The sequence below is a fragment of the Paraburkholderia sediminicola genome (genome assembly GCF_046026855.1).
Taxonomy (GTDB): Bacteria; Pseudomonadota; Gammaproteobacteria; order Burkholderiales; family Burkholderiaceae; genus Paraburkholderia; species Paraburkholderia sediminicola_A.
In genome coordinates, this window is record NZ_JAQQET010000007.1 from 163,929 (window position 1) to 184,967 (window position 21,039).

The 21,039-nt window shown below is 61.2% G+C and carries 18 protein-coding genes; 9 read left to right on the forward strand and 9 right to left on the reverse strand.

Annotated features, from left to right (window positions below; genetic code table 11):
* The first annotated feature begins 508 nt into the window (after positions 1 to 508).
* A complete protein-coding gene (gene gabD / locus PQR40_RS10215) occupies positions 509 to 1,969 on the forward strand; it encodes an NADP-dependent succinate-semialdehyde dehydrogenase (protein ID WP_408508923.1) in 1,461 nt (486 codons plus the stop codon).
* A 47-nt stretch (positions 1,970 to 2,016) separates the two neighbouring features.
* Here gabD and PQR40_RS10220 read toward each other — a convergent pair whose 3' ends face one another.
* From PQR40_RS10220 to mdlC, 4 genes are all read right to left on the reverse strand, one after another.
* Entirely contained in the window at positions 2,017 to 3,153 is a 1,137-nt protein-coding gene (locus PQR40_RS10220; protein WP_408335120.1) for a porin, read from the reverse strand.
* Positions 3,154 to 3,363: 210 nt separating this feature from the next.
* Complete coding sequence (locus PQR40_RS10225; protein WP_408508956.1) at positions 3,364 to 4,635, reverse strand: MFS transporter; 1,272 nt, start codon at positions 4,633 to 4,635, stop codon at positions 3,364 to 3,366.
* Between the two features lie 381 nt (positions 4,636 to 5,016).
* Entirely contained in the window at positions 5,017 to 6,468 is a 1,452-nt protein-coding gene (locus PQR40_RS10230; protein WP_408508924.1) for an aldehyde dehydrogenase, read from the reverse strand.
* 54 nt (positions 6,469 to 6,522) lie between these two features.
* Entirely contained in the window at positions 6,523 to 8,142 is a 1,620-nt protein-coding gene (mdlC, locus tag PQR40_RS10235; protein ID WP_408387762.1) for a benzoylformate decarboxylase, read from the reverse strand.
* Positions 8,143 to 8,398: 256 nt separating this feature from the next.
* On the opposite strand from mdlC, the gene PQR40_RS10240 reads away from it, so the two are divergent.
* On the forward strand, positions 8,399 to 9,307 hold the full coding sequence (locus tag PQR40_RS10240) for a LysR family transcriptional regulator (protein WP_408335114.1): 909 nt from the start codon (positions 8,399 to 8,401) through the stop codon (positions 9,305 to 9,307).
* A gap of 164 nt (positions 9,308 to 9,471) precedes the next feature.
* Here PQR40_RS10240 and PQR40_RS10245 read toward each other — a convergent pair whose 3' ends face one another.
* Both PQR40_RS10245 and PQR40_RS10250 read right to left on the reverse strand, forming a co-directional pair.
* A complete protein-coding gene (locus PQR40_RS10245; RefSeq protein WP_408237836.1) occupies positions 9,472 to 9,798 on the reverse strand; it encodes a DUF4148 domain-containing protein in 327 nt (108 codons plus the stop codon).
* A 272-nt stretch (positions 9,799 to 10,070) separates the two neighbouring features.
* Positions 10,071 to 11,087, reverse strand: coding sequence for a GlxA family transcriptional regulator (locus tag PQR40_RS10250; protein WP_408237839.1), 1,017 nt, complete (start codon positions 11,085 to 11,087; stop codon positions 10,071 to 10,073).
* Between the two features lie 362 nt (positions 11,088 to 11,449).
* Between PQR40_RS10250 and PQR40_RS10255 the strand changes: the two genes are divergently transcribed.
* The 5 genes from PQR40_RS10255 (at position 11,450) to PQR40_RS10275 (ending at position 16,077) form a co-directional block, all read left to right on the forward strand.
* Positions 11,450 to 12,403, forward strand: a complete 954-nt coding sequence (locus tag PQR40_RS10255; RefSeq protein ID WP_408508925.1) for a choline ABC transporter substrate-binding protein — start codon at positions 11,450 to 11,452, stop codon at positions 12,401 to 12,403.
* A 129-nt stretch (positions 12,404 to 12,532) separates the two neighbouring features.
* The gene (gene cdhC, locus PQR40_RS10260) at positions 12,533 to 13,462 is read left to right on the forward strand and encodes a 3-dehydrocarnitine:acetyl-CoA trimethylamine transferase CdhC (protein ID WP_408237845.1); all 930 of its coding nucleotides are present in this window, start codon (positions 12,533 to 12,535) and stop codon (positions 13,460 to 13,462) included.
* A gap of 78 nt (positions 13,463 to 13,540) precedes the next feature.
* Positions 13,541 to 14,506, forward strand: coding sequence for an L-carnitine dehydrogenase (locus PQR40_RS10265; RefSeq protein ID WP_408237848.1), 966 nt, complete (start codon positions 13,541 to 13,543; stop codon positions 14,504 to 14,506).
* Between the two features lie 100 nt (positions 14,507 to 14,606).
* Positions 14,607 to 15,116: a thioesterase family protein gene (locus PQR40_RS10270; RefSeq protein ID WP_408237851.1), complete on the forward strand. Its 510-nt coding sequence runs from the start codon at positions 14,607 to 14,609 to the stop codon at positions 15,114 to 15,116.
* The gene (locus PQR40_RS10275) at positions 15,109 to 16,077 is read left to right on the forward strand and encodes an alpha/beta hydrolase (protein ID WP_408508926.1); all 969 of its coding nucleotides are present in this window, start codon (positions 15,109 to 15,111) and stop codon (positions 16,075 to 16,077) included. The genes PQR40_RS10270 and PQR40_RS10275 overlap by 8 nt, the downstream gene beginning before the upstream one ends.
* Here the strand turns inward: PQR40_RS10275 and PQR40_RS10280 are convergent.
* Together PQR40_RS10280 and PQR40_RS10285 are read right to left on the reverse strand one after the other, a co-directional pair.
* Positions 16,046 to 16,888 carry an alpha/beta hydrolase gene (locus PQR40_RS10280; protein ID WP_408237857.1) on the reverse strand — a complete coding sequence of 281 codons (843 nt, stop codon included), beginning with the start codon at positions 16,886 to 16,888 and terminating at the stop codon, positions 16,046 to 16,048. The two genes, PQR40_RS10275 and PQR40_RS10280, sit on opposite strands and share 32 nt — an antisense overlap.
* A 218-nt stretch (positions 16,889 to 17,106) precedes the next feature.
* On the reverse strand, positions 17,107 to 17,883 hold the full coding sequence (locus PQR40_RS10285; RefSeq protein WP_408335094.1) for an NAD(P)H-dependent oxidoreductase: 777 nt from the start codon (positions 17,881 to 17,883) through the stop codon (positions 17,107 to 17,109).
* Positions 17,884 to 17,968: 85 nt separating this feature from the next.
* Here PQR40_RS10285 and PQR40_RS10290 point away from each other — a divergent pair, with 85 nt between their 5' ends.
* Complete coding sequence (locus tag PQR40_RS10290) at positions 17,969 to 18,868, forward strand: LysR family transcriptional regulator (protein WP_408508927.1); 900 nt, start codon at positions 17,969 to 17,971, stop codon at positions 18,866 to 18,868.
* 90 nt (positions 18,869 to 18,958) lie between these two features.
* Here PQR40_RS10290 and PQR40_RS10295 read toward each other — a convergent pair whose 3' ends face one another.
* Positions 18,959 to 19,840, reverse strand: a complete 882-nt coding sequence (locus PQR40_RS10295) for an aldo/keto reductase family oxidoreductase (RefSeq protein ID WP_408508928.1) — start codon at positions 19,838 to 19,840, stop codon at positions 18,959 to 18,961.
* 106 nt (positions 19,841 to 19,946) lie between these two features.
* Here PQR40_RS10295 and PQR40_RS10300 point away from each other — a divergent pair, with 106 nt between their 5' ends.
* Positions 19,947 to 20,840: a LysR family transcriptional regulator gene (locus PQR40_RS10300; protein WP_408508929.1), complete on the forward strand. Its 894-nt coding sequence runs from the start codon at positions 19,947 to 19,949 to the stop codon at positions 20,838 to 20,840.
* Positions 20,841 to 21,039: the final 199 nt, after the last annotated feature.

Below are 21,039 nucleotides of genomic sequence, written 5' to 3' on the forward strand. Positions count from 1 at the left end.
GCATCTGGAATCCGTGTTCTCGCACATTCGGCGTGAGTGACAAGGGAGTCATCAGCTCCCACTCCGCACTGCGTGCGTCGCGGACGGGTCCGCCAGGGAAACCCGGGCTTCGGGCGCGGTGGGGGCCATCGGCTTCGCCTCGGCGAGGCGCTGCAATGTGGCGGTGGTTCGGACATGGCGATGGTTTGGTGAAGTACCCTTCGGCGCGCGCAGCGCCGCCAGAAGTATGACGCCCTTGTCACCAGGGCAGAATGCGCGAGGGCACCGATTCCAGATGCACCACTACCGTGGCTGTGCGGGGGACCCGCTTAAGAATTAGCGGGGTGAGCCGCTTTCTTTGCTTATCTTTCTTTGCGGCGGCCCCAAAGAAAGTAAGTGCCGCCCCGCACAGGGGCGACGCTAATAGACCAATAAGAATTCAAGGAAAGGCCAACGCCACAGGCACACAACAACAAGCGCCGCGCAGGCAAAAAACCTTAAATCCAAAACCCCAGGAGCAAAAACCAAAATGCCGACGCTAGTCCTAAAAGACCCTACTCTTCTAAAAACAAAATCCTACATAGCAGGCGAATGGCAATCCGCCGACGACGGCGCAACCTTCGAAGTAAAAAACCCGGCCACAGGCGAAACAATCGCCACCGTGCCCCGCATGGGCACAACCGAAACGCGTCGAGCCATCGACACAGCCAATGCAGCATGGCCAGCATGGCGAGCCACCACCGCCAAACACCGCGCCACGATCCTGCGCAAATGGCATGACCTCATGCTGGAAAACGCCGACGATCTGGCCAAAATCCTGACCACCGAACAAGGCAAGCCCCTCGCCGAAGCCAAAGGCGAAATCCTGTATGCCGCCTCGTTCCTGGAATGGTTCGCAGAAGAAGGCAAACGCGTCAACGGCGACACCATCCCCACGCCGGCAAGCGACAAACGCATTGTCGTGACGAAAGAACCGATCGGTGTCTGCGCGGCCATCACGCCCTGGAATTTCCCGGCGGCCATGATCACGCGTAAGGTCGGTCCCGCCCTCGCCGCCGGCTGCCCGATCATCGTCAAACCGGCCGAAGCCACGCCGCTGTCGGCACTCGCCCTCGCCGTGCTGGCCGAACGCGCCGGCGTGCCGCGCGGCGTGTTCAACGTCGTCACCGGCGAGCCGAAAGCCATCGGCGCAGAAATGACCGGCAATCCGATCGTGCGTAAATTGTCCTTCACGGGCTCGACGCCGGTCGGCCGTCTGCTCATGGCGCAATGCGCGCCGACGGTCAAAAAGGTATCGCTCGAACTCGGCGGCAACGCACCGTTCATCGTCTTCGAAGACGCGGATCTGGACGCGGCTATCGCGGGCGCCATCGCGTCGAAATATCGCAATAGCGGCCAGACCTGCGTCTGCACGAATCGCTTTTATGTGCACGATAAAGTCTACGACGCATTCGCAGAAAAACTGCGCGTTGCCGTCGAACAACTCAAGGTAGGCCGCGGCACCGAAGACGGCGTCACGCAAGGTCCGCTGATCAACGAAGCCGCTGTGCTCAAGGTCGAATCGCATATCGAGGACGCTCTCGCCAAAGGTGCACGCATCGTCACCGGCGGCAAGCGCCATGCGCTCGGTCACGGCTTCTTCGAGCCGACCGTGCTCGCGGATGTCACCCCCGCCATGAAGGTCGCACGCGACGAAACCTTCGGCCCGCTCGCGCCGCTGTTCCGTTTCTCGTCTGATGAAGAAGTAATCCGCCTTGCCAACGACACGGAATTCGGTCTCGCGTCATATTTCTATAGCCGCGATATCGGTCGCGTCTGGCGTGTCGCCGAAGCGCTCGAATATGGCATGGTCGGCATCAACACCGGGTTGATCTCCAACGAAGTCGCGCCATTCGGCGGCGTCAAGCAATCCGGTCTCGGCCGCGAGGGTTCGCATTACGGCATCGACGACTACGTTGTCATCAAGTACATGTGCGTCGGCGGAATCTAAAGCAAAAAAGGCCACGTAGGAATGCCCGACGTGGCCACTTCAACCTCTCAGAACGAATGGCGAATGCCGGCCATTACACCGAGTTGCCCGATGCCTGGCGCCGGCGTCGTGCCACCGCCGCCCTGGCTCACCGTGTAGGCGGCATGCGGGCTATTGAACAGATACGCGCCTTGCAGGTAAACGGCGGAACGCGTCGACAACAAATATGTAGTGCGTAGCGCGGCGATTGTGCCGCGGGTGTCGTCGGCACGATTGATGATGCGATACACGCCACCGTCCAGGATGAACGCAGGCGTCACGTTATACGCTGCGGTCAGGTAGTACAGATTCGAGCGCACGTCCGGCAACGCCGGAGACACCGTTTCGACGTGACGGCCAAGCCAACCCGCCCCAAGTTTCACCGGCCCGATGTGTCCGTAACCGTTCAACTGCATCCGCACGTCCTTGTCGCCAGGCTGCGTCAATGCAAAAGGCGCCGTACCGTCGTACAGATTTGCGGCCGCGCCTGGGCCGCCGCGTTGTTCGTCGTACGCGCTCGCCACGCCGTAGCCGTTCATGTCATAGCGCAACATCGCCGACCATTCGCGGCAACTCTGCGAACTGCCCGGAATCGATCCCACACAGGTGCCCTGTCCCGGTGAATTGCCGGTACCCGCGGAATCGCGGCCGAAGGAATAGGTCGCCCCGAACGTGAAGCCCGAGAACGTGCCCTTGTACGCAATCGTATTGTCGCTGCGCGCGCTCGGCATATACTGATCGAATGACCCCGTGCCGCCGTAAATGTCAGGGCCGAGCAGATCGGAATCGAGTATCGCCCAATACGTCATCGTGTACTGGCGGCCGAACGTCAGCGTGCCGTACGGACTCTCAAGCCCCAAGTAAGCTTGCCGCCCAAACAGCCGGCCACCCTGATTGAGCGTGCCGCCTTTGGTGTTAAAGCCGCTTTCCAGCACGAACACCGCGGACAACCCGCCGCCCAATCCTTCCTTGCCGCGAATCCCCCAACGCGACGGAAATTCACCGGTGATGCCCGGCATGCGTACAAGGCTATCGCCCGCTGCGTTCGCATGCGTCACCAGTTCGATACCGGTATCGATGATCCCGTACAACGTCACGCTGCTCTGTGCGAACGAAGAAGCGCCGATTCCGAGCAGCATACTGCCCAATGCGAGTTTGTATTTCATTGTCTCCATGTCTCCTTGACTGGTGCTTTGTGTGAGCGCGCACCGATCCGGATGCGCTTCATATGCAGCGTTTTTATGTAGCGATACTAATTACAGACGTGACGATACCGACCGCTATTCAAGCCGTCCGATACGCTGAAGATTGACTGCTTCAGATAGCGGCGATCCGCGTATCACGCTCGATCGCCGCGATTCAGGACATTGCGCCCCTCAAACGCCCGGCTTCGGAATATGGCGCTTGACCACCATCAGCGCGACCATCACGATGACCATCGCGATTCCGAGCATCCACAAATACGACGATGCGCCGCCGGCTGTGATCACCACGGCGCCCGCAAACGCGCTGGCAATCGCGCCGAGCCGGCCGAATGCCAGCGCCGATGCAGTGCCGGTTGCGCGCACACGGGTCGGATAGACGTAAGCGCACAGCGCAAACATTGTCGACTGGACCGCGTTGACAAACAGTCCGTGCACACCTATACCAAAGATCAGCAGACCCGTGTGATCGGAGATGTTCACGCCGAGTAGCAGCAATGCGCTCGCCGCGCCACCCGCGCTGCAGATAATCAACGGCCAGCGCGAACCGGTGCGAGCGATCACCACCGCGCACAGCAACGCGCCCACCACGCCGCCCAGGTTGTATGCGGTGAGCCCCGAACCCGCCACCGAAACCGACAAACCCTGCGTGCTCAGCATGGTCGGTAGCCAGCTGAAAGCGCTATAGACGGCCAGCAGGCACATGCAGAACGCGCACCAGATCGCCACCGTATCGAGTGCCAGGCCTTCGCGGAACAACGCGGTAAAGCCGGTGTGCTTTTCCGCGGCCTGTTCGCGAACATCGGTAAAGACGCAGTTGCTTGCCACAGGACGCGACATACGGCCAAGCAGGCGTTTGAGCTCCGGCCAGCGCTTTGGCTGCCGGGCGAGAAAGCGTGGCGACTCGGGCAATGTGAAAAACAGCAACACGCTGAGCGCCAACGGCAACACGCCGCCGATCAGGAACAACCCGCGCCATCCATACGTCGGCAGAATTTCATGCGCGAACAAACCCGCCACCATGCCGCCGAGCGGCACGCAAACGATCGTCGCGGTGACTGCCAACGTGCGGCGGCGAGCTGGTGTGAACTCGGCGGTCATCGTCGTCGAACTCGGCAATGCGCCGCCGATGCCGAGGCCGGCGACAAAGCGCAGCACGGCAATCGTCACAACGTCGGGGGCAAAGCTGATGCCGCAGGTGGCGGCACCGAACACGAGCACGCTGCCGATCACCGCCCACCGCCGGCCAAAGCGATCGGCCAGCAGCCCGGCACACGCGCTGCCTATGCCCATGCCGACCAAGCCGGCCGCCACTACCGGCGCAAAAGCCGCGCGCGTGACGCCCCATTCCTTGATCAGCACTGGAATCGCGAAACCGATTAGCTGACTATCGAAGCCGTCCAGAACGATCGACAGCGCCGCGAGAAACACCACGATCTTCTGCATCGTGGTGTAGGGGCCTTCGTCGAGCGTGCGGCCGATGTCGACCGCGTGACGTCCCTCGTCGAATCCTGCCTGATGGCCGGCGAACGACGTGTCGGTCGCACCGTTCGCCGCACTGGCCGGGCCGGCCGGTGGTACATAACTGGTCATGTAGCTGTCTCCTGGTGTGTGTGCGCGATCTGAGCGCCGCGCTTCTGTCGTCACGCTCTCTGGTCAAACTTTCTGGTCGCGTTTTTTTAGTCAGTATGTAAGCGAGCGGCCGGCTATTGACATTGCCATTTCGCGTAAAAGCCATGACATGTATGCATGGCTTTCACGGCGCGCGTATCGCTGCAGTAAATCAGCGCACAGCGATACGCAGCGACCGGAACGACCATCGCCCCTTCAGAACGGGTAATGACGTGGCGTGGTCTGCACGGTAATCCAGCGCAAATCCGTAAACTCGGCGATTCCCGCCTGCCCACCGAAGCGTCCAAAACCGCTGCCCTTCACGCCTCCAAACGGCATTTGCGCTTCGTCGTGAACGGTCGGCCCGTTGACATGGCAGATACCCGACTCGATGCGCCTTGCGACATTCATCGCGCGCGCCACATCACGGCTGAACACCGCAGACGAAAGCCCATATTCGTTGTCGTTCGCACAGGCAACGGCTTCGTCTTCGCCGTTCACCCGCACGATACCCTTTACGGGCCCGAACGATTCATCGGCATAGATGCGCATGGCGGGCGTGACGTGGTCAAGCAACGTGGCGGGCATCAGGGTGCTGTCCGCCTTACCGCCGCAGACGAGCGTGGCGCCTTTGGCCAGCGCGTCGTCAATCAGCGCATTACAGCGTTCCACCGTGCTCATATCGACGACCGATCCCAACACCACCGGCCCTTTGCGTGGGTCGCCGAGCGGCAAGCCGCGCGCTTTCTGCGCAAGCTTTGCAACGAACTGGTCAGCGATCCGTTCATCGACGATGATCCGCTCCGTCGACATGCAGATCTGCCCCGAGTTGGCGAACGCGCCGAATGCAGCGGCATTGACGGCTGCATCGATATCCGCATCATCGAGCACAATCAACGGCGCCTTTCCGCCGAGCTCCAGTACTGAAGGCTTCAGATAGCGCGCACACGTGGCCGCGATGATCTTGCCCACATGCGTGGAGCCGGTGAAATTGACACGCCGGACTTTCGGATGCGCGATCAGTGCCTCGACCACCGCGCCTGCATCGGCCGGGGCATTGGTGACGAAGTTCACCACGCCCTTCGGCAAGCCCGCTTCCTGCAAGACTTCGATAATCAGGCCATGCGTGCCGGGACAAATCTCCGAGCCCTTCAGCACGACCGTATTGCCGCACGCGAGCGGCAATGCAATGGCACGCACCGCGAGGATCACCGGCGCATTCCACGGCGCGATGCCAAGCACGACGCCGGCCGGTTGACGCACGCCCATCGCGAGGCTACCGGGCACGTCGGACGGGATCAACTCGCCACCGATCTGCGTAGTAAGCGCCGCCGCTTCCATCAATCCGCCGGCGGCGAGATGCACGTTGAACCCCGCCCACATCGCAGACGCGCCGGTCTCCGCTGCCATCATCGCGGCGAACGCAGCGCTGCGTGCTTCCAACGCATGCGCCGCCTTCATCAGCAGCGCACGGCGCTCGCTCGGCCCCAGCGCAGACCATGCCGGAAACGCCGCTGCGGCGGCATCGGCGGCGGCTACCGCGTCGGCAACCGTCGCCGCGGGAGCACGTATCGCGACTTCGCCGTCGAGCGGATTGCGCCGCTCGAAGGTGGCGCCGTTGCTCGCCTGCACTGCCGCGCCGTTGATTAGCATCGAAATACTCTGCATCGTCTTGTCTCCTGCGGAAAGTTTTATGAATGCGGGCACGACGCTCGCCTGAGCTCAAGCCACGACGACTTCAACCAGCGTCGGTCCAGATGACGCCAACGCGTCACGCAGCACGTCGCGCAGGCGTTCGGCGTCGGTCACACGCGAGCCTTGGCATCCCATGCCCGCAGCAAGTGCCACGAAGTCGAGTCCCGGCAGATCGGTGCCTTGCACAGGATCGCCAGGACCAAAACCGAATTCCGGGGCAAAGTCCTGCAACGCGGCATAGCGGGAATTGTTCAGGATCACGAATGTGATCGGCAATTTCATCTGCACAGCGCTGTAGATGGCCTGGATCGAATACATGCTGGAACCGTCGCCGATCAGGCCGATCACGCGCGTGCCGGGCTTCGCTAACGCCACGCCGACAGCAGCCGGCATGCCGAAGCCCAGGCCGCCGCTGTCCATCGTGTAGAACGTGCCACTGCGCGTGAACGGCAGATAGTTTTGCATCGCAGGCCGCGAGCTCGGTGCCTCCTCGACCACGATATCGTCCGCATCGCGCACTTCTGCGAGGGTCTGCAACGCGAACTCCACCGACATCAAGGGTGACGGTTCCGCGCGTGGACGCTCGGCGCGTGGCGCGGGCAACGGGCGAGTCTTTGGTGCAGTCCGGGTCAGCAGGTCAGCTACGCCGAGGCGAATATTGCCGACCACCGCGGTACCGGTCGGCACCCACGCCGCAATAGCCGGATCGTCGATCAACTGGCATAGCGTTGCACCGGCAGGGAGGTGCGGGCCGTGACCTTCCACGTGATACGTGAAAGCCGGCGCGCCGATTACGAAGATCAGATCATGGCCGCCGAGCAGCTCGACGATCTTCTCGCGCATGGCAGGCAAGAAGCCGGCGAACAGACGATGGTCTTCGGGGAACGCACAGCGGCCTGTCATCGGAGCGACGAATACGCGGGCGTTATGGCGTTCGGCGAGACTCACGACTTCGTCCCAGCCGCCGGCCCGGTCGACCGCGCCCCCCACCACGAAAACTGGCCGTTCGCAGCCATCGAGTGCCGCGCCGATCTGCGCCAGCACGAACGGCTCCGGCCGCATCTCTGTACTGACCACACGCGCCGGCACAGGCTCGGCTGCGCGGTCCCAATCGTCGACGGGAATCGACACCAGCACCGGCCCGCGCGGCTCCTGCATCGCCACGTGATAGGCGCGCGCGATCGCCAGCGGCACGTCTTCGGCGCGCGCCGGTTCGATGCTCCATTTGACATACGGTTTCGGCAATTCGGTGGCTTGCGTCGACCCGAGGAACGGGTCGAACGGCAGAATCGCGCGAGCCTGCTGGCCGGCGGTGATCACGATCGGTGTGCGATTGCGGAACGCGGTGAAGATATTGCCCATCGCATTGCCCACCCCCGCCGCCGAGTGCAGATTGACGAACGCAGCGTTGCGGGTGGCCTGCGCATAACCGTCGGCCATGCCGACCACGGTTGCTTCCTGCAAGCCAAGCACGTAACGGAAATCTTGCGGGAAATCGCGGAACAGCGGCAATTCCGTCGACCCCGGATTGGCGAACACCGAAGTCATACCGACGCGCCGCATGAAATCGATCACGGCGTGGCGCACAGTAAATGGTGCGTGTTGAGAGAGTCCCAATGCGTCTGAACGGGGCGTGTTGCTGGTCATACCTGTCTCCTGTCGACCAGAGTTGGCGCTTTAGCGCTTACTCTGGTCCCATGCAAAGCTGTCGACCAGAGTTGGCGCTTTAGCTGTCGATCAGAGTTTGCGCTTTAGCGCGCCACTCCGATCCCATGCAAAGCACTTACTCTGATCCCATGCAAAATAGTTGCTGTCGATGAGCGCCGTTTCCTGATGGCTCATTATCGGAAGCTCGCGGTTGATTGAAAATTGCCTTTTTTGAGAAAAGGCATTACTTTTGCGCATGACTTTCAATCTTCAGCAATTGCATGCGTTCGCAACCATCGTCGCGAGCGGCAGCCTGGGCCGTGCAGCCGAGGTGCTGCACGTCACGCAGCCGGCGCTCAGCCGCACCATCAAGCGGCTCGAGGATCAGGTCGGCGCGCCGCTGTTCGAACGGCATTCGAAGGGTATGCAGCTTACTGCGATCGGCAGCGCACTGCTGCCACACGCTACGCTGCTACAACGCGAAGCCGATCACGCGCGCGAGGAGATCGACGCGATGCGCGGCCTTGCGAAAGGGACGATTCGCGTCGGCGCGGTGGCGAGCATTGCGACGCTCGTCCTGCCGCTCGCGGTGAGCGGCGTGCTCGCGCGCTGGCCGAATCTGCGTGTGGAGATCATGGAGGGCGTCTGGGACCGGCTTGCGGACAGTCTGATGAAACACGAGATCGATCTCGCGCTCAGCATGGCCGTGCCCGACACGGATGAGATTACGGCGATTGCCGATTGCAGGTGGGAAGACACGAGCTTTGTGGTCGCCGCGCTCGATCATCCGCTGCGAAACAAAGTGGATTTATCGCTTGCCGACACGCTCGATCAGCAGTGGTGTGTGCCGCCACGCGGGACGGGTCCGTTCGAGCATATGCAGCATGTGTTTGCCGAGCATGGGCTCGGCATGCCGCAGATCGCCGTCGAGACGCGCTCGATCACGGTGCTGAAAAGCCTGGTGACACGTGCGGGGTTTCTGAGCTGGATGGCTACGCCGATGTACGACACCGAAAGCGCGGCTGGCGTGTTCGATACGCTGCCGATTCCGGGTTTGGTCGCACGCCGCACGTTGACGGCTTTTCGGCGCCGTCAGGGGATTTTGCCGAGTCCGGCGGTGAAGTTGCTGGAACAGCTCAGGCAGTTGACTGCCCCTCAGGGCTAAGCGTCTGTGCGAGACCAAGAGAGGACTACGAGCGCCAATTACTTCGCTTAATGCTAAATCGCGCAGCGACCTTCCACTTTACGATGAAAGCAGGCCTGCTGCGCGTTATTGCCAACGTTACAGCCAATCAAGCCGGCGCGAGACGACTGCTCGCGCCGCGGTCATTAATGACCGACGTTGACGACCGGAGCCGAATACGAACTCGGCGTCACTTCGGTGCGGTTGCCCGCTTGCGACGACCCGTTCGTGGCCGAACCATAACCGCTGGTTTGAGCGCTGCCGTTTTGTGCAGCAACACGCGCCTCAGCAGCCTGAATGTTCGCCGGATAATCGTCGGTATTCGCTGTCGCCGGGTTGTAGCCGGCCTTTTCCAGTTGGACCAGTTCCGCACGCACCTGGGCGCGGGTCACCGGCTGGTTGGATTGGGCAAAAGCAGCGAGCGGCGCAGTGATAAGAGCAGCGATAACAACAGCTTCGATCAGGGATTTCATGACGACTACCTCCAGAGATTGTTTTTTGCCGTGCTGCAAACCTGTTTGTTTGCAGCCAGTGGAGACAGTCTAGGAGTCCGCGCATATAGGGTAAACCCCTAATTAACGAATTCACTGTTGCTAGATGCGGCACAATCTTCGTGAAAGGTAGTTGGAAGCCAGAGCGGTAGAGCCGGCTCTCAACGTTCGAAGCCTCGAACGTAACGTCTTGATTACGCCGGATCAGCGCGGCGACGCGATCGGCGAGCAGTAGTCGCTGCCGCGCAGCGAAGTCAGCTTGCTGACAATGCAGGGGCGGATGCCTGCGTTGGCTCGCCTGATGACAACCCAGCGCCGCCATTTCTGCCACCCGTTACCTGCCGGTCGCCTCTTGGACTCACGCCGAACCGCGCGCGATACGTCCGCGAAAAATGCGAGGGGGATTCGAATCCGCATGCAACGCAAATCGATGTGATCGACATGTCAGTCTGTTGCAGCAGCTCACGCGCCCGGGTAAGGCGCAGTTGCAGATAGAAATGCGTCGGCGTGTCCTTCAGCGACGCGCAGAACAACCGCTCCAGTTGCCGCCGCGTCACGCTGATCTCCTCAGCGAGTTGGGCGGGCGACAATGGCTCTTCCATATGCTGTTCCATTGCGCCAATCACCTGAATCAGCTTGCGGTTGTGCACGCCGTAGCGCGCCGCAATTTCCATGCGCTGATGGTCCGAACGCTGACGGATCCGGCTCACGACGAACTGTTCCGATACCGCCGAGGCCAACGCTGCGCCGTGCTTGCGGCCGATCAGGTCGAGCATCATGTCGATCGACGCCGTGCCGCCCGCACACGTGATACGTCGCGCGCCGATCTCGAACAGCTCCTGGCTTGCGTTCAGCGAGCCATAGCGCTCACGGAACGCCGACAAGGCTTCCCAATGTACGGTCACGCTGTCCGAACCGCTGAGGAGCCCTGCCTCCGCGAGTACAAAGCTGCCCGTATCGATGCCGCCGAGCGTCGCGCCAGCGCGCTCGAGCCGCTTCAGGCAATCGCCGAGCACACGCGTATAGCAGGCGAGCGGCTCGAAGCCCGCGACGACAAACACCGTCTGCGTTTCGCGAACGTCGACGATTGCGGCCTCTGCGTTGATCGAAATACCGTTGCTGGCCGCGACCGGCGCGCCGTCGAGACTCAGAATGCGCCACCGGTAGAGATCGCCGCGAAAGCGGTTCGCCACGCGCAACGGCTCGACCGCCGACATGAAGCCGATCGCCGAAAAGCCGGGCAGCAGCAGGAACGACATATCTTCAGGCATCTTACGCAGACTCGATCAGGGACAAAAACCGCAGGCGGACGCGGGATTCCGGGCGAGCGTAGCAAGCAGTCCGCGAGCCGGCAAGGCACACCAAAAATCACTGCATCAATCGATGCTGCATCGCAATGACGAACAATGCTGGTTTTCCCTCGCTGTCGCGTGGGAGCAAGAACGGGTCGCTGGTGGTCGCTTTGGCAGGAATATGGGGCATTAACGTTACGTCACTCGTACAGATCCGGCCCGACTCAAGTATTACTCAAACATTACTCAAGCCGTATCGCGCAGGTCCGGGGGCCGCCCTGCTTTTCTCGCCGCGGCCCGGTTCGAAACACGCTGTCTAACGTGTCCGAAGGGGGAACGTCATGAAGTTACGCGTCAAAGTCTTGCTTGCCCATCTTGCCTGTCTGGCGGCTGTCGTCGCTGCGTCGCCGGTGTTTGCACAGGATCCCGCCACTTGCCGCGCGGTGCATTTTGCCGACATCGGCTGGACAGACATCACGTCGACCACTGCGCTCGCATCGACCGTATTCGAGGGACTCGGCTATCAGCCGGTTACGACCGTCGCCTCGGTGCCGATTTCGTTCGCTGGCCTGAGGAGCAAACAGCTCGACGTGTCGCTCGGTTACTGGTGGCCCGTGCAGGAGAAAGCGATTGCGCCGTTCGTCGATTCGAAATCGATCCAGGTGCTGCAACCGCCTAATCTGACCGGCGCTAAAGCGACCTTCGCGGTGCCGGCTTACGAATACGACGCAGGGCTCAAGACTTTCGCCGACATCGCGAAGCACCGCGATCAACTCGACGGGAAGATCTATGGCATCGAACCCGGCAGCAGCGCGAACGCCGCGATTCAGAAAATGATCGCCAATAATCAGTTCGGCCTCGGCGGTTTCAAGCTGATCGAATCGAGTGAAGCGGGCATGCTGGTTTCGGTGGACCGCGCCATTCGTGAGAAGAAATGGGTGGTGTTTCTCGGCTGGGAACCGCATCCGATGAATATCCAGATCGATATGAAATACCTCACCGGCAGCGACGGCGTATTCGGTCCGAATGACGGCGAAGCACGCGTCTATACGCTGACGTCCCCCGACTTTCTGACGCGTTGCCCGAACGCGGGCAAGCTCGTGAGCAACCTGCGCTTTTCGACGCAACTTGAGAACGTGGTGATGCAGTCGGTGATGAACAAGGAGAAACCCGCCGATGCCGCCAAAGCGTATCTGAAGAAGAACCCGCAAGTACTGGATGCGTGGCTCGCGGGCGTGAAGACCTATGACGGCAAAGACGGCTTGCCGGCAGTGAAAGCCTTTCTCGGACTTTGACGGGGTCGCCTAGACGGGGTCGCCTGGACGGGGTCGCCCAGGTGCGGTCAGCCTGAACGCGGTTGGCTTAGCCCCAGTCCGGCTCTCATCCATCGAGTCGCACATTTCAATCCACAGGAACTAGCACGCATGAATCATGAAGTCATCGTGACCTGCGCCGTCACCGGCGCGGGCGATACGGTCGGCAAGCATCCGGCCATTCCCGTCACGCCGAAGCAGATCGCCGACGCCGCTATCGAAGCCGCGAAAGCCGGCGCCACCGTTGCGCATTGCCACGTCCGCGATCCAAAGACCGGACGCGGCAGCCGCGATCCGCAGTTATATCGCGAAGTAGTCGACCGGATCCGCTCGTCAGGCACCGACGTGATCATCAATCTGACGGCTGGCATGGGCGGCGATCTCGAGATCGGTCCCGGCGAAGACCCGATGCGCTTCGGCGCGGGAACCGACCTGGTCGGCGGTTTGACGCGGCTCGCGCACGTCGAGGAACTGCTGCCGGAAATCTGCACGCTCGATTGCGGCACACTCAATTTCGGCGACGGCGACTACATTTATGTATCGACGCCCGCGCAATTGCGCGCCGGCGCCAAGCGCATCCAGGAACTCGGCGTGAAGCCGGAACTGGAAATCTTCGATACCGGCCATCTATGGTTCGCGAAGCAATTGCTCAAGGAAGGCTTACTCGACGCACCACCGCTGTTTCAGATCTGCCTGGGCATTCCATGGGGCGCGCCCGCCGATACCACGACGATGAAAGCGATGGCGGACAGTCTGCCGGCTGGCGCGCAATGGGCCGGATTCGGCATCGGGCGCATGCAGATGCCGATGGTCGCGCAGGCGATGCTCCTCGGCGGCCACGTGCGGGTCGGCCTTGAAGACAACGTCTGGCTCGATAAAGGTGTGCATGCAACGAACGGCACGCTGGTGCAACGCGCGGTCGAGATCATCGAACGGCTTGGCGGGCGCGCGCTCACACCCGCCGAAGGCCGCCGCAAACTCGGCTTGCCCGCGCGTGGCGAGCGGCAGCTGGAGCGGCGTGTGGCTGGACAGTACGCGTGAATACGGCGCGTACCCGTTGCGCCTGACAGGGCACGCTTCGGGACTTGAAAAAACTCATAGGCAAAGGAAACGTCAGCAATGGCAGTGATCGTCGATATCAAAACATTTGCGGCAATCGGCGTGGGCGTGATCGGCAGCGGCTGGGTGGCGCGCGCGCTCACGCACGGGCTCGACGTCGTCGCCTGGGACCCCGCTCCTGGCGCGGAGAAACAGTTGCGCGAAAACATCGCGAATGCATGGCCGGCATTGGAGCGCGTCGGCTTGTCGGAAGGAGCAACGCCCGACAGGCTGCGCTTCGTCGATACGATTGAAGCCTGTGTCGAGCAAGCGGATTTCATTCAGGAAAGCGCGCCCGAACGCGAAGAATTGAAGCTGGCCCTGCACGAACAGATCAGCCGTGCGGCGAAGCCGGATGCGATCATCGCTTCATCCACTTCCGGCCTGCTGCCGAGCGATTTTTATGCACGGGCGGTGAATCCGCAGCGTTGCATTGTCGGGCATCCGTTCAATCCGGTGTATCTGCTGCCGCTCGTCGAAGTGGTCGGCGGCGAACTCACCGCACCGGCAACCATCGATGCCGCGATGCAGATTTATCGTTCGCTGTCGATGCGCCCGCTCCTCGTGCGCAAAGAAGTGCCCGGCTTTATCGCCGACCGTTTGCTCGAAGCACTGTGGCGCGAGGCGCTGCATCTGGTCAACGAAGGCGTGGCGACCACGGGCGAAATCGACGACGCCATCCGCTTCGGCGCGGGGATCCGCTGGTCATTCATGGGCACGTTCCTGACGTACACACTGGCGGGTGGTGACGCGGGTATGCGCCACTTCATGCAGCAGTTTGGACCGGCGTTGGAGCTGCCCTGGACTAAACTGGTCGCACCGCAGCTGACTGATGAATTGATCGATCGGGTGGTGGAGGGAACGTCTGAACAAGTTGGACCACGCTCAATCAAGCAGCTCGAGCGGTATCGGGATGATTGCATTACGAGTGTGCTGGCGGCGATTGACGCGGCTAAGGTGCGGCATGGGTTGCTTCCGGCGGAGTGACGCTATGTGCTGGAAGACGCGCCGCCTCACCTGAATGCGTCGACAGCGCGTGATCGCTGCGGCCACTGCCATTCATAGGAATAAAGGAGATCAATTGCATATGCCGGACCACGCGCTGCTGCCCTGCTATCGCGACATTGTTCGCACCGAATGGGTCGATTACAACGGCCATCTACGCGACGCGTTCTATATGCTGATTTTTAGCTTCGCGACAGATGCGTTGATCGATGCAATCGGGTTGCCCGATGCGGTGCGTAAGGAGCGTGGCCGCTCGATCTATACGCTCGAGGCGCATATCAACTATCTGCATGAAATCAAGGAAGGTGTGCAGGTTCGCGTCGATATGCGCGTGCTAGGGCACGACGCGAAGCGGCTGCATCTTTACCTCGAGATGTTTGCCGATGATGGCGTTGAACCGGTGGCCGCGGGAGAGCAGATGCTTCTGCATGTGGATACGGGCGGCCCACGCGCTGTTGCTTTCGACCCCGATGTCGAGGCGCGCGTGCGCGAGTTGGCGCAAGCGCATACTGTGTTGCCTGCGCCCCGGTTTGCAGGACGCGTGATTGGATTTCCCGTTAAGACACCGCCTCATGGGAGTGAGCATGCTTGAACCGGAGATTGCCGCGTTCATCGAACGGACCGCTGCAATCTATGCGGGGCATTCGACTTCATTGCCACCAAGCGAGCAGCGCGCGATTTACGATCGCTATGCGGCTGCGCTCACACCACCATTACCAGCCGACGTGATAGCACAAGACGCCGAGTTTCGGGCGAGCGCGGGCCATCCGATCAGACTGCGGCTCTATCGGAATCGCTTAAAGGCGAACGGGACGATCCGCGGCACCGTCCTGTACTTTCACGGTGGCGGCTTCGTGCTTGGATCATTGGCGAGTCATCAGATCGTGACGGCACGTATCGCCGCGGATACCGGCCTCGATGTGATTGCGGTCGATTACCGGCTTGCGCCTGAACACCGCGCTCCAGCCGCCCATGACGATTGTCTGGAGGTCACGCTCGCCGCGTTGAACGGCCGTTTGCCGTTTGATTTACTCGTGGAAAGCGCACTGCAACTGGCGGGCGATAGTGCCGGCGCCACGCTCGCTGCCAGCGTCGCCATGCAGTTGCGCGATGACGGCATTCAGGGCATACGCGGACTTGCACTGGTCTATCCGATGCTCGGCACCGAACCGCAAATGCCCGCGCGTGACGACGAAGCGCATGCGCCGATGCTCACACTTGCTGATGTCCGTGCGTTTCGCGATCTGTATTGGGGCGAACACGTGCCCTATCCGGCGTGGACCGTCCCGCTGGACGCGGTGCGCTTCGACGGTCTGCCGCCGACGCTTGCCATAGGTGTTGAACACGATCCGTTGCGCGACGATGCGCGGGTGTTTGTTGAGCGCGTCATCGCGGCTGGCGGAGAGGCGCGATTGTGGATTGGCGCAGGGCTCGTACATGGTTGCTGGCGTGCGCTTGAATCGAGCCCTGGTGTACAGGCGCTACATCGCCACGTCTGTCAGTTTCTGGATGCGCATTCCGTCACGTCTGCGCAGCGCCCCCACTGCGCTTGAACGAACTGGCAAAGAACAGCACCTGATACTGCACCGCGTTGCCCCAATATTTCCAGGTGTGTCCGCCAGGCCGCTCCGCGTAGTCATGCGGCACGCCGAGTTCAACAAGCCGCGCATGCAGCATCCGGTTCGATTGAACAAGCGAGTCGTTCACCCCACAATCGATTGTCAGCGCGATATGCTCATTGCTGAAACTACGGGCGTTCTCGACTATGGCCTCGTTGTTCCAGAAATCAGCGTGACGGGTAGGATCCCCAAACACCTGATCGATCCCGGGCTCATCCTCACAGCCGCGCGGATCGACCGCCCCGCTGATACTTCCCGCGGCGCCGAATTCATCCGGCCGGTCCAGCGCGATATGCAAGGCCCCGAATCCGCCCATGCTCAACCCCGTAATCGCACGTGCCTGCCGCGTCGCGATCGTCCGGAAATGCGTGTCGATATAGCCGACGACTTCCGTCCCCACATAGGTTTCGTAAAGGCTGCGCGGATCGACAGGGCTGTCGATATACCAGCTCTCGTGACCACCGTCCGGCATGACGAGGATCACGTGATAGCGGTCGGCCAGTTTGCCGATGTGCGAATTCGTGGTCCAGTCGGTGTAGTCGCCGCCTGAGCCGTGCAGCAGGTAGACAACCGGGAAGCGATCGGCCGCTTTGCCGTGTGTGTATTGATCAGGCAGCACCACAGTCGCCTCGAACGACTTATGCATGGCAGCACTGGGAATGGTGACGACCCTGGACTGGAAGGCCCAGACCGGGTTCGTAAAAAGCAGCATCAGAATGAGCCAGAACGCGCGATTCATCTTCATGGCTTGTCGCTCTTCCCTTTCTATGTGTCCGAAGGACACTGTCCGGCATCTGGCGGCAAAATTCTGTTGATGACTCTAGCAATGGCGACTTACAACCATATTTCAGCGAAGCATACGGTATCGTCAGCTTGGCGCCGCCCCAAGGGGGCGGATCGGCCCAAACTGAACGTCTGGACAAGGGTTACGCCCGGCACGTAAATGCAACGGCGGCACACGGCCTACGCGATATGTGCCGCGAAGCCAACCTGATCCGGCGAAACATCGGCGCGTAGCGTGAGTTCCGGAATGTCGTACGCGCCGGCGTTTTGTGGACGAAACGGTATGGGCGCGGTCTTCCACAGGTCGTCGAGACGTTGTCCGAGCGCGTCACAGACCTTTGAGAATCGTGTTTCGTCGATCCGGCTCGTCCGATGAATGACGAACGGTGGCAAAACGTCGAAGCCGGGGTAATACAGAACGCCATGCTGAATGGGGAACAACACCTCGTCGATCGGCCCGTTGATACCCCGCGCGCTGTAATGAGACTCCCATCCACCTGTTGTGACAATCAGCATCGCCCGCTTGCCTGCCATGCTGCCTTCCCCATAGCGGTCACCCCAGCGCGCGTCGGAGTGCTCCCCTACACCGTACGCGAAGCCATAGGCATAGACGCGCTCCACCCAGCCTTTCAGAATCGCGGGCATCGAAAACCACCACAGCGGAAACTGCAGGATCACGGCATCCGCCCACTTCAGTTTCTCCTGCTCGAGTGCGATGTCCTGGCTCTGCAAACCCGCCTCGAAGGCGCGCTTTGAGTCGAGAGCGGGATCGAAACGCGTATCGGTTTGCCTATCCAGGCTGTCGTCCGCATCCAGCGATGCTTTCCACTTCATTGCATACAGATCCGATACCTGAACGACGTGTCCAGCGTCCTCAAGACGTTTGACCGAAAAATCCTTCAGGGCCCCATTCAGTGATCGGGGTTCCGGGTGGGCATAGACGAGAAGAACATTCATGACCTGACCTCCATTGCCAGAAAGGAACACGATAGATTCTCATCCGGTATATTGGAAATGAATTACCAACATATCAGGTATTAACATGAATAATCTCAGAAGGCTCGACCTCAACCTGCTGGTGACACTCGATGTCCTGCTGTCGGAGCACAATGTGACCCGCGCGGCGGAGCGCTTGAACTTCTCTCAACCATCGGTGAGCGTGCATCTTGCCAAGCTGCGGGATGTCTTTGGAGACCCCTTGTTACTGCCGGGCCCACGAGGTATGCGCCCCACCGCGAGAGCAGAAGAATTGCGCGAGCCTTTACGCCTGGCGCTCGACGCACTCGAGCACGCAGTGTCGCCCGCCAGCCCGTTTAATCCGGCCGAAGCGAGTCATACATGGCGCGTTGCCGCCACGGACTACGCTGAGTCGACAATCCTGCTGCCCGTGCTGCCCGGGTTGCGCGCGGCGGCGCCCGGCACCAGGCTTGCGATCGTGGAAGCTGTTCCGCCCCGTCTCGCGAAGCAGGCGGAACAGGGAGAGATCGATCTGGCATTCCATACCAGCGAAGGCGCTCCGCCCGGATTGCGCCGGCGGGTGCTTTTCAAGGAGCGGTATGTGCTGGTCGGCCGCGCAGATCACCCACGCCTGAAGCGAAGGCCAACGCTTGCGCAGTTCTGCAAACTGGAGCACGTGATCGTCTCGCCGGATGGCGGTGGGTTTAGCGGCGTTACGGATGACGTGCTGGCCGAGGTGGGCGTCACACGCCGGGTTGTGCTTTCGGTCCCGCACTTCCTGTTCATGATGTCAGTCCTGGCGAGCACCGACCTCGTGGCGATGCTGCCAGCGCGACTGGTGCGTGGCAATAGCGCGCTCAGGGTCGTCGAGGCGCCGGTTGAGGTACCGGGTTATGAAATGGCGATGCTTTGGCATGAGCGGTCTCATCGCGACCCGGCGCATCAATGGCTGCGGGAATGCATCGCGGACTCGGTCGCGACGTGAACATCCATGATCTAGAAGCGAGATCACGCGCAACGAGACTTATCGTCGGGTCGATCCTGAGCGACCCCGGCCACTACTCCGTCCGCTAGATCACGCTTCCCTGTTCCCCGCACCAATCGCGTCCAGCTCTGCGCGCACCTCGTCAGTCAAGCTCAAGCGTGCTGCCTGCATGTTTTCACGCAAATGCCCAAGCGACGAAGTGCCTGGAATCAACAGAATGTTAGGTGCGCGATGCAGGAGCCAGGCAAGCGCCACCTGCATCGGCGTCGCGCCGATCGTTTGCGCAATCGTGGACAACGCTGACGACTGGATCGGCGTGAATCCGCCGAGCGGGAAGAACGGTGCGTATGCAATGCCCTTCCTCGCCAGTTCGTCGACCAATGCGTCGTCGTCCCGGTGAACCAGGTTGTAGTGATTCTGTACGCAGACGATCTCCACGATGCCCTGCGCCTCGGCGACCTGGGCCGCGGTCACGTTGCTCAAACCGATGTGGCGAACCAGCCCTCGCTGTTGAAGTTCGGCAAGCGCCGCAACCTGCTTTTCAATCGACCCTTCGGCAGGTGCATGCACGCTGCCCATGTTGCGCATATTGACGACGTCGAGCGCGTCGACACCGAGATTACGCAGGTTGTCGTGAACACCGCGCTCGATATCTTCCGGCTCGAGCGCCGGTAGCCACGAGCCATCGTTGCCACGGACCGCACCCACCTTTGTAACGATCACGAGACCGTCCGGATAAGGATGCAGTGCTGCGCGAATCAACTGGTTGGTGATGTGTGGTCCGTAGAAGTCGCTCGTATCGATGTGATTGACGCCCGACGCCACGGCTTCGCGCAGTACGGCGATCGCTGCATCACGATCTTTCGGAGGTCCGAATACGCCCGGTCCGGCCAGTTGCATGGCGCCATAGCCCATGCGTTGCACGGGGTGGCCAGCCAGCGAAAATGTGTCCGCGGGGGTGAAGTTCGACATGGTGCGCTCCTTGATGTGAGGTGTTGGGCGCCAGTATGGCGGGGATTGCGCTGTTCGATAATCCGGCATAAATTGCACGGGTTGTTAAACATTTTGAACAATGGCTATGGAATTCAACGATCTTGCCGCATTCGTTTCAGTCGCTCGCGCCAGCGGTTTCCGCGACGCCGCGCGCATTAGCAGCGTCTCCGCCTCCAGCCTGAGCATTGCTGTGCGCCGTCTCGAGTCGAAGCTCGGTATGCGCCTGCTCAACCGAACCACGCGCAGTGTGGCGCCGACCGAAGCCGGACTGCGTCTGATCGAAAAACTGACGCCATTGTTCAGCGAGATGGAAGCCGCACTGGACGTGCTGAACGGCTTCAGGGACAAACCGAGCGGCACACTCAAACTCAACGTCCCGTCGAGCGCCGCGCGCATCGTATTGCCGACCATCATTCCCCAGTTCCTGAAGGCCTATCCCGACATACGCGTAGAGGTCGTAGTGGAAGATGGCTTTGTCGACGTGCTGTCGATCGGCTGCGACGCGGGCATTCGCTATGACGAGCGGCTTGAACAGGACATGATCGCGATTCCAATCGGTCCGCGCGTGCAGCGTTTCGCTACGGCCGCAGCGCCGGGCTATCTCGACACGCGCGGCAGACCCGAACATCCGCGCGACCTGCTCTCTCATGCATGCTTGCGGGGCCAATTTGCCGGCGGCGCTACGCCGACCTGGTATTTCGAGCGTGACGGCGAAGTGATCCAGTTGAATCCGTCAGGGCCGCTCCTCGTCAGACCCGGCGCGGCAATCGACCTGGCTGTCAGTACAGCTATCGCAGGCGTGGGGGTGATTCACCTTTTCGAGGACATGTTGCGCCCGCATCTCGATAGCGGCGCCTTGGAGCCGATCCTTGAGCCATGGTGGCAACGCTTTTCGGGGCCGTTTCTTTACTATCCTGGCCGTCGTCACTTGCCTGCACCGTTGCGCGTATTTGTCGATTTCCTGAAAGCGGATGCCTGATTGGATACACCGGGCGTTTGCCTGGCAGGAGAGCTTACGCAAGCGGTGTTCCACAAGCAGCAATTGCGGCGATAATGACGCCAGTTATCGGCTGCGGCGGCTCGGCTTCGGAAACCCGGAAGCCACGAGATCGCTGGCCCCAGGCCTCTAATTCATTCCAGCCGAAGTATGTTTGCCGCAAGGCGTAGGCATGTGCCCT

Coding starts and splice junctions, on each gene's coding strand:
- PQR40_RS10250 (WP_408237839.1), bottom strand. CDS start 11,087: ATGCCTGAAGATATGTCGTTCCTGCTGCTGCCCGGCTTTTCGGCGATC.
- PQR40_RS10255 (WP_408508925.1), top strand. CDS start 11,450: ATGAAGTTACGCGTCAAAGTCTTGCTTGCCCATCTTGCCTGTCTGGCG.
- PQR40_RS10295 (WP_408508928.1), bottom strand. CDS start 19,840: ATGTCGAACTTCACCCCCGCGGACACATTTTCGCTGGCTGGCCACCCC.
- PQR40_RS10240 (WP_408335114.1), top strand. CDS start 8,399: ATGACTTTCAATCTTCAGCAATTGCATGCGTTCGCAACCATCGTCGCG.
- PQR40_RS10220 (WP_408335120.1), bottom strand. CDS start 3,153: ATGAAATACAAACTCGCATTGGGCAGTATGCTGCTCGGAATCGGCGCT.
- mdlC (WP_408387762.1), bottom strand. CDS start 8,142: ATGACCAGCAACACGCCCCGTTCAGACGCATTGGGACTCTCTCAACAC.
- gabD (WP_408508923.1), top strand. CDS start 509: ATGCCGACGCTAGTCCTAAAAGACCCTACTCTTCTAAAAACAAAATCC.
- PQR40_RS10290 (WP_408508927.1), top strand. CDS start 17,969: ATGAATAATCTCAGAAGGCTCGACCTCAACCTGCTGGTGACACTCGAT.
- PQR40_RS10275 (WP_408508926.1), top strand. CDS start 15,109: ATGCTTGAACCGGAGATTGCCGCGTTCATCGAACGGACCGCTGCAATC.
- PQR40_RS10265 (WP_408237848.1), top strand. CDS start 13,541: ATGGCAGTGATCGTCGATATCAAAACATTTGCGGCAATCGGCGTGGGC.
- PQR40_RS10300 (WP_408508929.1), top strand. CDS start 19,947: ATGGAATTCAACGATCTTGCCGCATTCGTTTCAGTCGCTCGCGCCAGC.
- PQR40_RS10225 (WP_408508956.1), bottom strand. CDS start 4,635: ATGCAGAAGATCGTGGTGTTTCTCGCGGCGCTGTCGATCGTTCTGGAC.
- PQR40_RS10270 (WP_408237851.1), top strand. CDS start 14,607: ATGCCGGACCACGCGCTGCTGCCCTGCTATCGCGACATTGTTCGCACC.
- cdhC (WP_408237845.1), top strand. CDS start 12,533: ATGAATCATGAAGTCATCGTGACCTGCGCCGTCACCGGCGCGGGCGAT.
- PQR40_RS10285 (WP_408335094.1), bottom strand. CDS start 17,883: ATGAATGTTCTTCTCGTCTATGCCCACCCGGAACCCCGATCACTGAAT.
- PQR40_RS10280 (WP_408237857.1), bottom strand. CDS start 16,888: ATGAAGATGAATCGCGCGTTCTGGCTCATTCTGATGCTGCTTTTTACG.
- PQR40_RS10245 (WP_408237836.1), bottom strand. CDS start 9,798: ATGAAATCCCTGATCGAAGCTGTTGTTATCGCTGCTCTTATCACTGCG.
- PQR40_RS10230 (WP_408508924.1), bottom strand. CDS start 6,468: ATGCAGAGTATTTCGATGCTAATCAACGGCGCGGCAGTGCAGGCGAGC.